The sequence below is a fragment of the Caulobacter sp. GW821-FHT12F03 genome, from assembly GCF_058806855.1.
Genome location: NZ_JBXAQC010000008.1, coordinates 1 through 15,051 on the forward strand (window position 1 = coordinate 1; position 15,051 = coordinate 15,051).

General features: G+C 69.5%; 12 protein-coding genes. 9 read left to right on the top strand and 3 right to left on the bottom strand.

The features are described from left to right. Nucleotides 1–173: 173 nt before the first annotated feature. Both AC1RN0_RS16400 and AC1RN0_RS16405 read left to right on the top strand, forming a co-directional pair. Nucleotides 174–1,832, top strand: coding sequence for a hypothetical protein (locus AC1RN0_RS16400; protein ID WP_492788536.1), 1,659 nt, complete (start codon nt 174–176; stop codon nt 1,830–1,832). A gap of 97 nt (nt 1,833–1,929) precedes the next feature. Then, entirely contained in the window at nt 1,930–2,820 is an 891-nt protein-coding gene (locus AC1RN0_RS16405) for an FkbM family methyltransferase (RefSeq protein WP_492788537.1), read from the top strand. Here AC1RN0_RS16405 and AC1RN0_RS16410 read toward each other — a convergent pair whose 3' ends face one another. Further along, entirely contained in the window at nt 2,821–3,951 is a 1,131-nt protein-coding gene (locus tag AC1RN0_RS16410) for an MraY family glycosyltransferase (protein ID WP_492788538.1), read from the bottom strand. A gap of 289 nt (nt 3,952–4,240) precedes the next feature. Between AC1RN0_RS16410 and AC1RN0_RS16415 the strand changes: the two genes are divergently transcribed. From AC1RN0_RS16415 to AC1RN0_RS16430, 4 genes are all read left to right on the top strand, one after another. Further along, entirely contained in the window at nt 4,241–5,113 is an 873-nt protein-coding gene (locus AC1RN0_RS16415; protein ID WP_492788539.1) for a tyrosine-protein phosphatase, read from the top strand. A gap of 29 nt (nt 5,114–5,142) precedes the next feature. Next, a complete protein-coding gene (locus AC1RN0_RS16420; protein WP_492788540.1) occupies nt 5,143–5,844 on the top strand; it encodes a polysaccharide biosynthesis/export family protein in 702 nt (233 codons plus the stop codon). A gap of 66 nt (nt 5,845–5,910) precedes the next feature. Then, nucleotides 5,911–8,238, top strand: a complete 2,328-nt coding sequence (locus AC1RN0_RS16425; RefSeq protein WP_492788541.1) for a GumC family protein — start codon at nt 5,911–5,913, stop codon at nt 8,236–8,238. 86 nt (nt 8,239–8,324) lie between these two features. Beyond that, on the top strand, nt 8,325–9,545 hold the full coding sequence (locus tag AC1RN0_RS16430; RefSeq protein ID WP_492788542.1) for a hypothetical protein: 1,221 nt from the start codon (nt 8,325–8,327) through the stop codon (nt 9,543–9,545). 1 nt (nt 9,546) lies between these two features. On the opposite strand, the gene AC1RN0_RS16435 is transcribed toward AC1RN0_RS16430, so the two are convergent. Together AC1RN0_RS16435 and AC1RN0_RS16440 are read right to left on the bottom strand one after the other, a co-directional pair. Then, the gene (locus AC1RN0_RS16435; RefSeq protein WP_492788543.1) at nt 9,547–10,692 is read right to left on the bottom strand and encodes a glycosyltransferase family 4 protein; all 1,146 of its coding nucleotides are present in this window, start codon (nt 10,690–10,692) and stop codon (nt 9,547–9,549) included. Nucleotides 10,693–10,695: 3 nt separating this feature from the next. Further along, nucleotides 10,696–11,739 carry a glycosyltransferase family 4 protein gene (locus AC1RN0_RS16440; protein WP_492788544.1) on the bottom strand — a complete coding sequence of 348 codons (1,044 nt, stop codon included), beginning with the start codon at nt 11,737–11,739 and terminating at the stop codon, nt 10,696–10,698. A 475-nt stretch (nt 11,740–12,214) separates the two neighbouring features. Between AC1RN0_RS16440 and AC1RN0_RS16445 the strand changes: the two genes are divergently transcribed. The 3 genes from AC1RN0_RS16445 (at nt 12,215) to AC1RN0_RS16455 (ending at nt 15,051) form a co-directional block, all read left to right on the top strand. Continuing rightward, a complete protein-coding gene (locus tag AC1RN0_RS16445; protein ID WP_492788545.1) occupies nt 12,215–12,556 on the top strand; it encodes a hypothetical protein in 342 nt (113 codons plus the stop codon). A 77-nt stretch (nt 12,557–12,633) separates the two neighbouring features. Next, a complete protein-coding gene (locus AC1RN0_RS16450; RefSeq protein WP_492788546.1) occupies nt 12,634–13,968 on the top strand; it encodes an O-antigen ligase family protein in 1,335 nt (444 codons plus the stop codon). 39 nt (nt 13,969–14,007) lie between these two features. After that, nucleotides 14,008–15,051, top strand: coding sequence for an EpsG family protein (locus tag AC1RN0_RS16455; RefSeq protein WP_492788547.1), 1,044 nt, complete (start codon nt 14,008–14,010; stop codon nt 15,049–15,051).

Consider the following 15,051-nt stretch of genomic DNA (forward strand, 5'->3'; position numbering starts at 1 on the left):
CTTCTGATCCTGATCTTCGGCGTAAAGCTGAACCAAAGCGGGGCCCCGGTGGAAACACCGGGGCCTTTGCCTTTGGAGGAAGCCCCGATCTAAAGACGCCTGATGAGCTGTTCGATGGTCCCGCGCCGTCCAGAGGCCAGGCCAAGGACCCCGGACCTGACCGCGTGATGGACTTGAAGCGACTCCTGAAGCCCGACGGGAACCGCACCGTGGCCGTGCGCGCCGAATGCCGGAACGGCGTCTGGCGCCTGGGCCGGGCGCCCGCCGGCGCGCCCCCCATCACCGACGACGACAGGGCCGTGGCCGCCGCCGGCGTCAACGACCGGCTCGGCGAAATGGACGGCCGCCTGTCCGCCCGGCCGCTGGTCTGGCGCCTGGAACTGATGAAGGCGGCCTTCAGCAACGGCCGCACCACGCCGGGCCTGTCCAGGACCTTCGCCCTCGCCGCCCTGGCGTCGCCGGACCGGCCGCACGACATCGCCGGACCTGCCGGCGAAATCTCGCCCTTCGCCATCGCCGCGGCGTTCCGCAACGCCGGCGCCCGCGTCGGCGGCCGCGGTCTGGCCAGTCTGGCGATCGGGCTTTGCGCGGGCCTGGCGGCCCTTCTCGGCCTCGCCGCCTTCGCCTGGATGGTCCTCCGGACCCTGACCTGGCCCAGCCGCCTGCCCCGGGGGATAACGGTCGCCGTCGCCGTCCATGCCGAAATCGTCAACCGTACGGGCCACATTCTCAGGGTGATCGGGGAGGTCGACCCGGCGACGACAGCCCTGATCATCATCGGACGCCCGCGGATCGGCTTCGACGCCGCCCGGGCGCTGCTGCGGGATCATGGCTGGACCGGCCCGGTGGTCCGCTGCTTCAACCTGGCCTCGGCTCTGCGCGGCCTTCCGGAAGGCCTGCGCCTTGCCGCGGCCGGTCCCGGCGCCCTGCTCGCCGGCGACTACCTGCCCTCGTTCCGGGCCCAGGTGGCCTCGATGTACCGGGTCATCTTCGGGGCCGCGACCGCCCGCTGGTGGATGACCCAGACCGCGCGGCCCGAGGTCGTGGTCTACGGCCACAACGGCCTGGCCGACACGGTGCTGCTCGACCTCGCCCAGCAGCGGGCGGGCGCGCGCACCGTTCACTGGATGCACGGGGTCAGCGCCGGCCGGATCTACGTCGGGGTCTCAAGCCTATGCGTGTTCCAGTGCGGCCACGACGCCCGCTGGCACGACGATCTGGGCCTCTATGACCGCAACCTGAGTTTCCCGGCGCCCCGGCCGGCGTTCCGGACCGGCGCGTCGGGCTGGGTGGTGATGACCAACTTCACCCATCCCGGCTATACCTTCTACCCGTCGGTGGGGCCGGCCCACGAACTGGAACTGATGGACATCGTCGCCGCCGCCGCGGCCCGGTCCGGCGTCTCTCCCGACCAGGTGGTCTGGAAGCCGCACCCCGTCTTCTACCTCGTGGAGCCCGAGACGCGGCGGCGCGTCACCGAGGCGCTCGCGACCCACGGTTTCCAGCTCTGGCCGCAGGACGACCGCGACTTCGCCCGCTGCGCCAACTTCGAGACCATCATCACCACGCCGTCCGGCGTGGCTCTCGACGTGCTCAAGCTCGGCCGCCTTCCGGTGATGGCGGCCTTCCATCCCCTCGATCCCGACCACCTGCTGTCGCGGTTCACCCTTCGGGCGGGCGACGTGGACGGTCTGATCGCGGCGGTCGCCGTGGCGCGGGACCCGGCGCGGGCGCCGGTGATCTTCGACGAAACCTGGAACGCCATCGACCCGGGCCGGACGCCGGGCTTCCAGGACATCGTCGACGCCGCGCGGACGCCCGCCGAACCCTGACCGCCGGGCTTTCTCGGGCTCTGCACCTGAGGCATAGTCGCGCCCGAGTTGGGGGTTTCATCATGTCGTTCGGCTGCATCAACCAGACATCCCTCCCGTGAGGGCGCTCAAGACCTGGCTCAAGCGCGGGCTTCCGAAGCCGCTCTTCGGGGTCGTCCGGGGCGTGTTCTTCTACGTCGAGCGCCTGCGCCACTGGGGTCTGGTCCTGATCCAGCTGCGCGGCGCCGATGCGCGATCAACCCTGCGCCTGTGGCTCAGCGCCCTGGCCGGGCCGGTCACGGCGTTCGGCAAGTTCGACCGGTGGGAGAATCCCAGGCTGCTGTTCGACGTCACGGTGCGGGCCCCGGGCATCGGCCTGTTTCACTGCCGGCCGGACATGGATGACCTGTTTCACGTCCTGCCGGCGGCCCAGGCCGGCGTCTACGGCGCGCTGAAACGGCACCTTGGGCCCGGCATGACGTTTGTCGACGCCGGGGCCAACATCGGCTTCTTCACGGTGCTCGGCGCGGGCCTGGTCGGGCCGCAGGGGCGGGTGCTGGCCGTGGAGATGATGCCCGACACCGCGGCCGTTCTGCGGCGGCACATCGCCGACAACCATATGACCAACGTCGAGGTGGTCGAGAAGGCCCTGTCCGACCGGTCGGGTCAGGAGGTGATCGCCCATACGCCGCGCCTGCACGCCGGTCAGGCGAGTATCGTGGTCGAGGACTTCGAGGGCGACGACACGATCGAGGTCCGGGTGATGACCAGCACGCTCGACGAGGCGACCGCGCACCTGCCGCGGATCGACTTCATGAAGGTCGACCTCGAGGGCGCCGAAACGCCTGCGTTCGACGGCGCCAAGGCCATGTTGGCGCGGACCACGGCGCTGGTGTTCGAATCCCGGCCCGGCGACCCGAGAGGCGCCGAGGCCATGGCCCGCATCGCGGCGGCCGGGTTCGTCCTGACATCGCTCGACGGCTACAACGTCCTGGCGACCCGCGCCTGATCAGGCGCCGGCGTCCGGGGTCTCGACGGTGTCGCGCTCCGGCGACGTCCTGGCCGGGCGCCCTCCGGTGACCAGCCTGTGCATCCAGGCGAACACGGCCACGGCCCGCGCATGGCGTTCCGACAGGCCGAACCAGGCGCCGCCCAGAACCAGGAAGGCGATCAGGAACAGCGGGATCGGCACATCGGCCAGCAGGGCCAGGGCCGCGCCGAGGCCGAGCGTCAGCGAGATCACCGACAGGGTCAGCACCACGCCGGTCGGCGTGAAGCCGCCTTCGAGCATCATGTGGTGGACATGGGTGCGGTCGGCGGCGAACGGCGAGCGGCCGTGGACGATGCGCCGGCCGATCAGCGTCAGGCAGTCGATCACCGGCGGGGCGATCAGGAACGGCGCCAGCACCGGCGTCACCGGGTAGACCGGGTTCTGGGTCAGGCGGAAGGCGGCCCAGGCGATCACCAGGCCGAGGTAGGCGCTCCCGGAATTGCCGAGGAAGACGCTGGCCCGCTTGCGCCAGGGCGTGCGCAGGTTGAAGGCCAGGAAGCCCGCCACCGCGCCGGCGATCAGCGTCAGGCCGTAGGTCAGGTCGCGGTTGCCCGCGTAGACGGACGCCGCGATCAGCATGACCAGCGCGCACAGGGCCATCGACCCCGCCAGGCCGTCCAGCCCGTCGCACATGTTCAGGGCGTTGATCAGCCCCACCGTGGCGAGCACGGTGAAGGGGATCGACAAGCTGCCGAGGGCGAGGGGGCCGAGCCCGAAGATCGGGCCGATCTGTTCCACCTGGACATGGCCGATCAGCGCGATGGCCAGGCCGGCCGCGGCCTGGGCGATGATGCGGATCTGCCAGCGGATGTCGTACAGGTCGTCGATCACCCCCGTGACCAGCAGGATCAGCGCCGCGACGCCGAGCCCCTGAAGCTGGGGCGTCAGGCGTGTGAGCAGAATCGCCGGGATAATCGTGCCCAGGGCGATGGCGATGCCGCCGGTCACCGGAGTCGGGGCCGCATGATCCTTGCGGCCGCCGGGATGGTCCAGCAGGCCGATGCGCCGGGCCAGGGGGTCGAGGAGATAGATGAGCGCGACGACCGCGCTGAAGGCGGCGAGCAATTCAAGCCCGGTCGTCTTCCACACGTTGCACTACTCCCCTGCCGCGACACTGCGCCCGGCCTGCCTCAAGCAGGGACGGACATAGCCCTCTGATCAGAGCATGGCAACCACGCCTCCATCCAGAGCCAATGAAGTAAAACGCGTGTTAGTCATGGTTCCGTCGCCTGTGCGCCAAGATAGTTTCAGGCATGGGAACTTTATCGGCGCCATGACGTTGCCGTGATCAATTCGAAACAGGAGTCGTTCGCAAGGTGAGAAATGCCGTGTTTCGCCTTGACGCTACGGACCCCGTCCCGGATAAACCGGCCGTCGGGTGGGCGGACGCGGCAGCGCGTTGCGCGCTGATCGACCGTGCCTGCCTGCCGCCCGACCCTGGGTTCGGAGCCGGTTTGTGATCGATCTACACTGTCATCTGTTACCGGGGATCGATGACGGCGCGCCGGATATCGAGACGGCGCTGGAAATGGCGCGCGTCGCGGTGGCCGACGGCATCCAGATCACGGCCTGCACGCCGCACATCTATCCCGGCATGTACGACAACAGCGGCCCGGACATCCTGCGCCGTGTCGACGACCTGCAGGTCGCGCTGGACGACGCCGGCATCGCCCTGAAACTGGTCGCCGGCTGCGACGCCCATATCACCGCCTCCATGGTCGCCGAGCTGCGCAGCGGGCACATTCCGACGCTCGCCGGGTCGCGCTACTTCCTGTTCGAACCGCCGCATCATGTGGCGCCGCCCCGACTGGAAGAGACGGTCATGGCGACCGTGGCCGCCGGCTATCACCCGATCATCACCCACCCCGAGCGGCTGACCTGGATCGAGGCGCACTACGACATCATGGCCCGCCTCGCCGCGGCCGGTGTGTGGATGCAGATCACCGCCGGAGCGGTCATCGGCCGCTTCGGAAAGCGGTCTCAGTTCTGGGCCGAGCGGATGCTGGACGAGGGGCTCGTCCATCTTCTGGCGACCGACGCGCATAATTTGCGAAACCGCAAACCCCGCATGGCGGAAGCGGTTGAGGCGGTCGCGGCGCGACTCGGCGAGCGCGCCGCCATGGACATGGTGTTGACGAGACCCCGTCTCGTGCTGGAGAACGCCGATCCGTCACGAGCCCCCGCCCCCGTTGGCGTCCCGAAGTCGCCCGCGAGGTTCAAAGCCTTGCGACGACTGTTCAGCGCCGCTTGATATGGGCGGTTCGTGCGTTGGAGAACCTGATGGTCCGTAAATTCGCTCTCGCCGTGCTGCTTCTGGCCCCGGTCCTGCTGGCCGCGTGCGCGTCCGACTCCGTCGGCACCAACGCCCAGAAGGGCGGCTATTTCGCGCCCCCCGACCCGGTGAAGCTGGCCCCGGCGACGCAGCAGGCCGGCTATCGGGTCGGCCCGATGGACGTGCTCGACATCACCGTGTTCCAGGTGCCGGACCTGACGCGCAGCGTCCAGGTGGACGCAGCCGGCCAGATCATCCTGCCGCTGATCGGCTCGGTGAACGCCGCCGGCAAGACGGTCACCGAGTTGCAGGAAGACGTCTCCACGCGTCTGCGCGAGAAATACCTGCAGTCCCCGGAAGTGACGATCTACGTGAAGGAATTCGCGAGCCAGAAGGTGACGGTCGAGGGCGCCGTGGTCCAGCCGGGCGTCTATCCCATCACCGGCCGCACCACCCTGCTGCAGGCGCTGGCCATGGCCCGCGGCCCTGACCGGGTGGCCAACGAGACGCGGGTCGTCGTGTTCCGCACGATCAACAACCAGCGCATGGGCGCGATGTTCGATATCAAGGCGATCCGGGCCGGCACGGCCGACGACCCCGAAGTCTATGGAAATGACGTGGTGGTCGTGGAACGCTCGGGTATGCGGAGCATCTTCCGCGATGCAACCGGAGCGGTTCCGCTCCTCGGGGTCTTCGGCCCCGCCTTCTAGAACTGCTTGAGACGGCCCGCGCCGCCGGCGCGGGTCGAACGGACTGGACGATTTGCGTGAGGGCCTATGAACCGCGGTGACGACGATCGGAACTGGAACGGGGATCCCGGGGACCGGGGCTACCTGACCACCGCCTCGCCGCGGCCCCTGGTGGTGCGTGGCGGACGTCAGCTCGCCACGGCCGGCCAGCGCTTCGACGAACGGGACGAGGGCGGTCCCGAGATCAACCTGCTGGCCTACTGGCACGTGCTGGTGAAGCACCGGCTGGTGATCGGCGGCATCGTGGCCCTGATGCTGGTGATCGGCGTGATCGTCACCCTGGCCACCACGCCCATCTATCGCGCCAGCGCGACCATCCAGATCGACCGCGAGGCGACGAAGGTCGTCGACATCGAGGGCGTCGAAGCCTCCGAGACCCGCGATCCGGAATTCTACCAGACCCAGTACGCCCTGCTGAAGAGCCGCTCGCTGGCACAGCGCGTCGTCCAGCGCGAGAACCTCGCCAACGACGCCGCCTTCATGAGCCAGAAGTCGACCTCGCCGCTGGCCGGCCTGGCCCGCCTGTTCGGCCGCGAGAAGGCCGCGCCGGCGCTGTCGGGCACGCGCGAACAGCGGGAGCGCCGGGCCACCGGCATCCTGCTGCGCAGCCTGTCGGTCGAGCCGGTCCGCGGCTCGCGCCTGGTCAAGATCAGCTATGAAAGCCCCGACCGCGAAGTCGCCGCCCGCGTGGTCAACGCGCTCTCGGAAAACTTCATCGGGGCCAACCTCGACCGTCGCTTCGACGCCGCCAGCTACGCCCGCAAGTTCCTCGAGGAACGCCTGCAGACGGTGAAGGCGCAGCTGGAATCTTCCGAGCGCGCCCTGGTCGCCTACGCCCAGGCCCAGGGCATCGTGAACGTCGCCGTCGCGACCACCTCGACGACCGGCACCGCCGCCGACACCGCCAGCCAGTCGCTGACGGCGTCCGACCTGGTGGCGATGAACACCTCGCTCGGCATGGCCAAGGGTGAACGCATCCGCGCCGAACAGCGCTGGCGTCAGGCCCAGGTGTCGGGCAACGCCCTGCCCGAGGTCCTGGCCAGCCCGACCATCCAGGCCCTGCGCGCGCAGCAGACGACGCTGCAGCAGAAGTACCAGGAAGGCCTGTCGACCTATAAGCCGGACTTCCCGATGATGGTCTCGCTGAAGGCGCAGATCGACTCGGTCGAAGGCCAGATCCAGCAGGAAGTGTCGACGATCAAGCAGTCGATCCGGGCCCAGTACGAGACCGCCCTGCGTCAGGAACAGCAGATGTCGGGCCAGGTGTCCGGCCTGAAGTCCGGCGTGATGGACCTGCGCAACCGCTCGATCCAGTACAACATCCTGCAGCGCGAGGTGGACACCAACCGCAGCTCCTATGACGGTCTGCTCCAGCGCTACAAGGACATCGGCGTCGCCGGGGCCGTCGGCACCAACAACGTCTCGATCGTCGACCGCGCCGAGCTGCCGCGTTCGCCCTACAAGCCGCAGCTGCTGATCAACCTGGCCATCGCCGGCGGTATCGGCCTGCTGCTCGGCCTGGGCGCCGCCTTCGGTCTGGAAAGCCTCGACGAGACGGTCAAGGTGCCCGAGGACATCGAGGGCAAGCTCGGCCTGCCGCTGCTCGGCGCCATCCCGATGCTGGAGAAGGGCGCCTCGATCGAGGAGGCGATGGCCGATGCGCGAAGTTCGCTATCGGAGGCCTACTACTCCGTTCGAACAGCGCTGCAGTTCTCGACCAACGACGGGGTTCCCCGAAGCCTGCTCGTCACCAGCGCGCGGCCGTCGGAAGGCAAGTCGACCACCGCCGTGGCGCTGGCCCGCAACTTCGCCAAGCTGGGCATGAACGTCCTGCTCGTCGACGGCGACCTGCGGAACCCGTCGCTGCACCGCGCCCTGCGCGCCGACTCCAGCACCGGCATCACCAACTACCTGACCGGCGCGGCGACGCTCGCCGAGCTGGTGCAGGTGACCGACCAGCCGAACCTGGCCTTCATCCCCTGCGGTCCGCTGCCGCCCAACCCGGCTGAACTGCTGGCGGGCGCCAAGATCCGCTCGATGATCGCCGACGCCGAACAGGCCTTCGACCTGCTGATCATCGACGGTCCGCCGGTCATGGGCCTGGCCGACGCCCCGCTGCTGGCCAGCGCCGTCGCCGGCGCCGTGCTGGTCATCGAGGCGGGTCAGACCCGCCAGGGCCTGGCCAAGGCGGCCCTGCGTCGACTGGCGCTCGGCAACGCCCGCATCCTCGGCGGCATCCTGAGCAAGTTCAGCCTCAAGAGCGCCGGCTACGGGTATGGCTACGGGTATGGCTACGGCTACGCCTATGCCTACGACTACGACTACGGCCGCAAGCAGCTTCCCGGAAAGAAGTAGGTCCGTTGATGCCGCCCGGCCCCGCCCGCGGTCCGTTGCGGGTCCGTCGATCGGAAGGCGCTTCCGATGGCGGCCTGCGGGGGCCCGTGTCCCGCCGGACCGACATGCTCTGGCTCGCCGGGCTGCTGATCCTGGGCGTCGCCGCGGCCGGCAGCCTGGTGTCGACGGCGATCGCCGACTACCTGGCCCCTGACCACCCCGCCGCGGCGCTCGCCTGGCGTCACGACTCGGCCACCGCCCTGTCGGGCCTGGCCGAGCGCGAGCTGGAGGCCGGCCGCCTGGCCTCGGCCGAGGCCAACGCCCGCAAGGCGCTCGCCGCCGATCCGCTGCAGGTTCCCGCCCTCAGTGTTCTGGGGCGGGCCGCGGAACAGCGCGGCGAGGCCGCCCGGGCCGCGCCGCTGATGACGGCCGCCGGCGCCCGCAATCGCCGGGATCCGACCCTGCAGCTCTGGCTGCTGCGGCGGGCCGCGGCGACCGGCGACTTCAACGAGGCGTTCGCCCGGGCCGACGCCCTGTCGCGGGCCGAGCCCGACCTGACCAGACGCCTGTTCCCCGTGATGATGGACATGGCCGCGCGGCCCGGCGGCGTCACCGCCCTGGCCGGCCGGCTGGCCCAGGATCCGCCATGGCGCGCGGGCTTCATGATCACCTGGGTGCGCAACGCGCCCACCGCTGACGGCCCGATCAGTTTGATGGACGCCATGGCCGTCCAGGGCGCCCCGGCCACGCCGCTGGAAAAGGGGCTGGTCCAGACCCGCCTGGTCCGCGACGGCCGGTTCCAGCAGGCGTTCGTGCTCTGGGCCCAGGATCTGCCGCCGGCCCAGCTGAACGCGCTGGCGGACGTCAACGACGGCGGTTTCGAGGGCGCGCCGGCCGAAGGGCCGTTCTCCTGGGACATCGAGCGTCCCGCGCGCGGCGTCGCCGACTTCGACAGCGCGCCGGGGCGGTCAGGCAAGGCCCTGCACCTGCGATTCGACGGCCGCCCGCCGCCGCAGATCCTCGTGCGCCAGCTGCTCGTCCTGCCGCCGGGACCGCGGATGCTGACCGGCGAGGTCAAGGCCGACCGGTTCGATACCATCGAGGGGCTGAGCTGGACCCTCCGCTGCGCCGGCGACAGCCATGCGATGATCGTCCAGTCGCCGCCGATCACCGGCGCGGGCGACTGGCGGCGGTTCTCCGTGGCCTTCGACGTGCCGGCCGACGGCTGCGAGGGCCAGTGGCTCTCGCTGACGGTTCTGGGTCAGACGGCCGGGGCCCGCCGCAGCAGCGGCGAGGTCTGGCTCGACAACATCGCGATCCAGCGCTGAGCTAGGCCAGGACCTCGCGATAGACCCCGAGAGTGCGGTCGATGACGATGGTCTCGTCGAACAGCCGCATGGCCTTCAGGCGCGCCGCCTCGCCGAGCCGTCGCGCGAATTCGGGATCGTCCTGCAGCCGCGCGATGGCCGCCGCCAGCGGGGCCGACTCCCGCACGGGACAGAGCAGGCCGTCGACGCCGTCGGTGACCACCTCGCGGCAGCCGGGCACGTCCGTGGTCACCAGCGGCAGGGCGCAGCCGGCGGCCTCGATCAGCGTCTTGGGCAGGCCCTCGCGGTAGCTCGGCAGTACCACGACATCGACCGACGCCAGCAGGCCGGCCATGTCGCCGACATGCCCCAGCCACTCGACCAGGCCCTCGTCGACCCAGCCCTGGAGGTCCGCCGCGGAGGCCGAGGCCGGGTTGCCGGGATCGGGGTCGCCGGCCAGCAGGAAGCGGATCGCGCGGCCCTCGGCGCGCAGGCTGCGGGCGGCGTCGATGAACTCCTGCAGGCCCTTGTCCCACAGCATGCGGGCGGCGAGCAGGACCCGGAGCGGCTGATCAGGGTCGCGCGGGCGGGTGTTGGCGGTGAAGCGGGACAGGTCGACGCCGGAGCCGGGGATGACGTGCACCCGGTCGGGGCGGACCACGCCGGCGCCGACGAACTCGGCATAGTCGTCAGGGTTCTGGACGATCAGCCGCGCGCGGCCGCTGTCGAAGGCGAACCGCGCCAGGGTCTTGACCACCGGCCGCAGCACCCGCGCCTTCAGCGAGTTGCTGATGAACACATAGCCCATGCCGGCGACCGCGTTGACCCGGCCCCGAACGCCGGCGAGCCGCCCGGCCAGGGCGCCGTAGACCGCCGGCTTGATGGTGAAGCCGTGGACGATGTCGATGCGCTCGGCCTTGAGAATCCGCGACAGTCGCCAGACCAGCCGGGCTTCGCCGAAGGGGTTGAGGCTGCGGCGGTTCATCGGCAACGGGCGCCAGTCGAAGCCCATGTCGCGCAGCTTCGGACCGAACTCGCCGTCGGGCGAAAGCAGCACCAGCTCATGGCCCATGTCGCGCAGCCGGCGGGCCAGCGAGAGGCGGAAATTGAACAGGTACCAGTCGGTGTTGGCGAAGAGCGCGATCCGCAGGGGTTCGGGGCCCAGCATCGGTCAGCGCTTTCCGCGCGCGAGGTCGCCGGCCGCGGCCATGAAATCCTCGTCGTACATCGGGGCGTTGCGCCACTGGTCGATGGCGGCGCGGCTGAGCCGCTCGAAGCGCGCCGGGTCGCGCAGCGCCGCGTCCACGTCGGCGACGGCCTGGTCGAGATCGCGATAGACGATGGCGTTCTCGCCGTCGCGGCAGTAGCGGGCCACTTCGCCGACCGGCGTGACCACGGGCACGAGCCCCAGCTGCATGGCCTCGACCGAAGCCATGGCCATGCCCTCGAAATCGCTCAGCTGGACAAACAGGCTGTGGTCGGCGGCCAGGGCGGTGATTTCGTCGAACGACTTCGGTCCGGCCAGGGTCAGGCGGTCGGTGACGCCCAGCTCGGCCGCCAGCTGCCGGATATCCGCCAGCTTGCCGCCGTCGGGGCCGACCAGCGTCAGGCTGACGTCGGGGTGGGCGGGCGCGAGGGCCGCGATCAGCCGGATGGCCCGGTCGATGCGTTTCTGGTGCTTGATCCGGCCCCAGTAGACGAACCGGGGCTCCGGCCGCGTCCGCACCCGGCCCTCGGGCTTGTGCAGGACGAAGGAAATGGCCCGCGCCTTGGGCGAGTCCGCGTCGCGGCCGATGCGCGAGCGCAGGGTTTCCATGGAATCGGCCCAGACCGCGTCGGCCAGCCGCCGGTTCACGGCCGTGACCAGGGCGTCCACGGCATGGCGCGACTCCGCCAGATGGAGAAAGATCACCCGTCGCGCGGGCGGGCCGAAGAAGCGGATGAGCAGGAAGGCCAGCCAGGTCTTCCACAGCGAGAAGACGATCACGTCCGGCTTCATCCGCCGGGCCTCCCTCAGCGCGAACAGGGCGCTGGCCAGGCCGCCCGGTCGACCGCGGGCGTAGACCGCGTGCTCCAGGTGACCGACGGGATCAGTCGGCTCGTGGTCGAGAAACAGCAGCCTTATCCGGCCATCCATGCGGCGCGCGGCGAAGCGCGCGGCCAACTCCACGCCGCCGATGCCGTCGTCGGGAATGATGTGCAATACGCGCGTCATGCGGCCGCCAACTGTGAACCGGGCCGCGGCCCGACGGAGATACGACTGTTTGTTTAGGACGGCCGGGGCAATCGCGGAACCGTGATTGCAGCCCTGAACGGCATTTCTCCCCATCGCCGGCGTCGCTTGAGCGAAATCAACGACCCCGGCGACGGAATGGCGCCCGCTGAGCGTTGGATGTCCAGAGATGATTATTTGGCGCCCGTTTCGGGAACCCGATTTCTACTCATGCGTCTAGGAATGTGGCAGTCAGGCGTCAGGCGAATGAAAACGCCCGTTACCTGCGGACTCAAGTTGCACTGCGGTGCGGCCTGCGGTATTGGGGACTTGCCTGCGGCGTCGTGTCGCAACAGGTCCAGTTTTTGAGGGGTATCACATGATGCGTCGTGTTGCTGTGGCTACCGCCATCGGTCTCCTGTTGGCCGGCCAGGCGATGGCAGCCGAAGTCCGCGTGGGCTCCGTTTCCGGGTCCGTGATGGTCAATCAGAACGGCAAGTTCGCCCCCGCGTCGCGCGGTGCGGTGCTCCAGGCCGGTGACCGGGTCATGGCCACCAATGGTTCGACCAACATCGTCTATGGCGATGGCTGCAACGTCACCGTGGCCGCTCGCTCGATGGCGACCATCTCCGCCGTTTCGCCCTGCGCCGGCGGCTCGAGCAGCCTGGTCAAGGTTTCGACCCAGGACCGCGACCGTGACGGCGGCGCCTACGGCTACAACAGCGACTATGACCTGTGGCTGTGGATGACCTTCGGCATCGTGACCGCCGCCGTCGTCGGCAGCGCGATCAACAACGACGAGAAGCCTTCCAGCCCGTAGGACCCCCTGAAGCTTCAGGCCATCCTTTGGGCATGACGAAACAAGCCGTGCAGAGACCTCGCGACAGCAGCCTCTCTGTGCGGCTTTTTCATGCCTGCGTGTTCGGCTTCCTGGTTCTGGCGATGCTGCTCGGCGGGGCGTCCCGCGCCGACGTTCTCGGACCTGACATCGTCGCCCTCGCCGCGCTGCCCGTCATGGGCATGGCGATCTGGCGGCTGCGATCGTCGTTCGCCGCCGAATGGCGACTGCCTCTGATCCTGCTTGGCGCGGTGATGCTGCTGCCGCTGCTGCAACTGATCCCCCTGCCGCCCGCGATCTGGACCGCGCTGCCCGGTCGCGCGCCGATCGTCGCCGATCTGCGGCTGGCGGCCGTGCCGATCGGCTGGGCGCCCCTCAGCCTCAGCCCGCAGGCCACCTGGGGCAGCTTCCTCGCCCTTTTGACGCCCGCCGCCATGCTGCTCGCGGGCCTGACCCTGTCGCCCGAATGGCGGCGCCGGATGATCTTCTTCATCATCGGCTTCGGCGTGCTCAGCGTCTTTCTCGGCGCGGCCCAGCTGGCCGGCGGCGAGGACAGCCCGCTTCGTTTTTACGCCGTGACCAACAAGAGCGCGGCGGTCGGCTTCTTCTCCAACCGCAATCATTTCGCCTCGCTGCTGATCTGCGTTGTGGTTCTGGCCTCGGCCTGGGCGGCGGACGCCGCGCTCGGCCGGACCGCATCGCGCCGGACCCTCGTGCTGGCGCTGGCGGCCGTGGCGATCGCGGTGGCCGGGGTCGGCATGACCGGATCCCGCGCCGGCCTGGTTCTCCTGCTGCCCGCCGGCCTTGGGGCTCTGGCGCTGGCCTGGCGCAACGGCGTCGGCCGCGGCAAGGGCTGGCGCGTGCTGGCGGTGCTCGGGGTCGGGTTTGTCGTCGCCGCCGTGCTGGTGCAGCTGACCTTCGGGGCCGCCATCGACCGTCTGCAGGCGGGTTTCTCGCAGGATGTCCGGCTGGTCGCCGCTTCCGGCTCCTGGTCGGCGATCAAGGCCTTCATGCCGTTCGGATCGGGCATGGGCACCTTCGTGCCGGTCTACAAGATGTTCGAAAGCACTGAGGCGGTGATCAACACCTACATCAACCACGCCCATGACGACTGGCTCGAGGTCATTCTCGAAGGCGGCGTGGCGGCGGTGCTGCTGCTGCTGGCCTTCCTCGCCTGGTTCGGGCGCGAGGCCGTGCGCATCTGGCGTCCGCTCGGCGTCGAGGCGGGCCCCGCGCGCGCGGCCAGTCTGTGCGTCCTGCTGCTGCTGATTCACTCGCTGGCCGACTATCCGCTGCGGTCGCCGGCCAACGCCGCCCTGTTCGCCCTTTGCTGCGCCACAATGCTGGCCTATCCGGTCCGGACTCGCCGGCTGGCTGTCGTCCGGACCGGCTGACCAGCTCGCTCCACTTCGTTTCTCGGGACCGCTCGCGGCATGTTCATCTACTGGATGCTCTTCCTGGTGCCGGCCCTGGCGAGCATGTCTCCGGCCAGGCTCGACCGACGGTCCCAGCTGATCATGATGGTGATCGCCGGGGTCGTGCTGTCGGTCATCGTCGGGCTGCGGGACGGCATCGGCCGCGACTGGCGCAATTACATCCGGGTGGCCGAGGCGGTCCTCTATGATCCGTTCTGGCGCTCGATGTTCCAGACAGAGCCGGCCTACGGGATGCTCGCCTGGATCAGTGACCGGCTCGGCTGGAGCAACTACGGCGCAAACTACGTCTGCGGCCTGATCCTGACCGTCGGCCTGCTGGCCTTCTGTCGTCGCCAGCCGTCGCCCTGGCGGACCCTGGCCCTGGCCATGCCCGTGCTGGTCATCGGCATCGGCATGAGCGGCATCCGCCAGGCGACCGCGATCGGCTTCCTGATGCTGGCGATGAACGCCTTCGTCGACGGCAAGCTGCGCAGCTACATTCTCTGGGTGCTGGTGGCGGTGACCTTCCACCAGACCTCGGCGGCCTTCCTGCCGCTGGCCTGGTTCATGCGCGGCCGGGTGACGGCCCTGCCGGTGATCGTGGCCGGCGGCATCTTCGTCCTGCTCAGCATCTTCGTGCTGAAGGACTCGGTCAGCTACTACACGGACTCCTACATCGTGGTGTCGCCGGAGGCGAACGGCGCCCTGCCACGGGTGGCCATGAACGTGGCCGCCTCGATCATCTTCTACTTCTTCCGAAAGCAGTGGGCGGAGCGGTATCCCGACTACACGCTGTTCTCGATCCTCGCGCTGATCGGCGTGCCGATGGCCGCGGCGGTGTTCGCCGCGCCGGTCGCCTCCGACCGCATGAGCATGTACCTGATCCCGTTCCAGATCGCGGTCTTCTCGCGCCTGCCCGAGCTGCTGAGGAACCGTAACGAGCGTCAGGCCGCGGTCGTCGGCGTGCTGGCGCTGTACGGCGCCACGCTGGGGATCTGGCTGTTCCTGTCGCCCCAGGCCGAGATCGCCTGGATCCCGTACAACAACGTCCTCTGGCGCTAG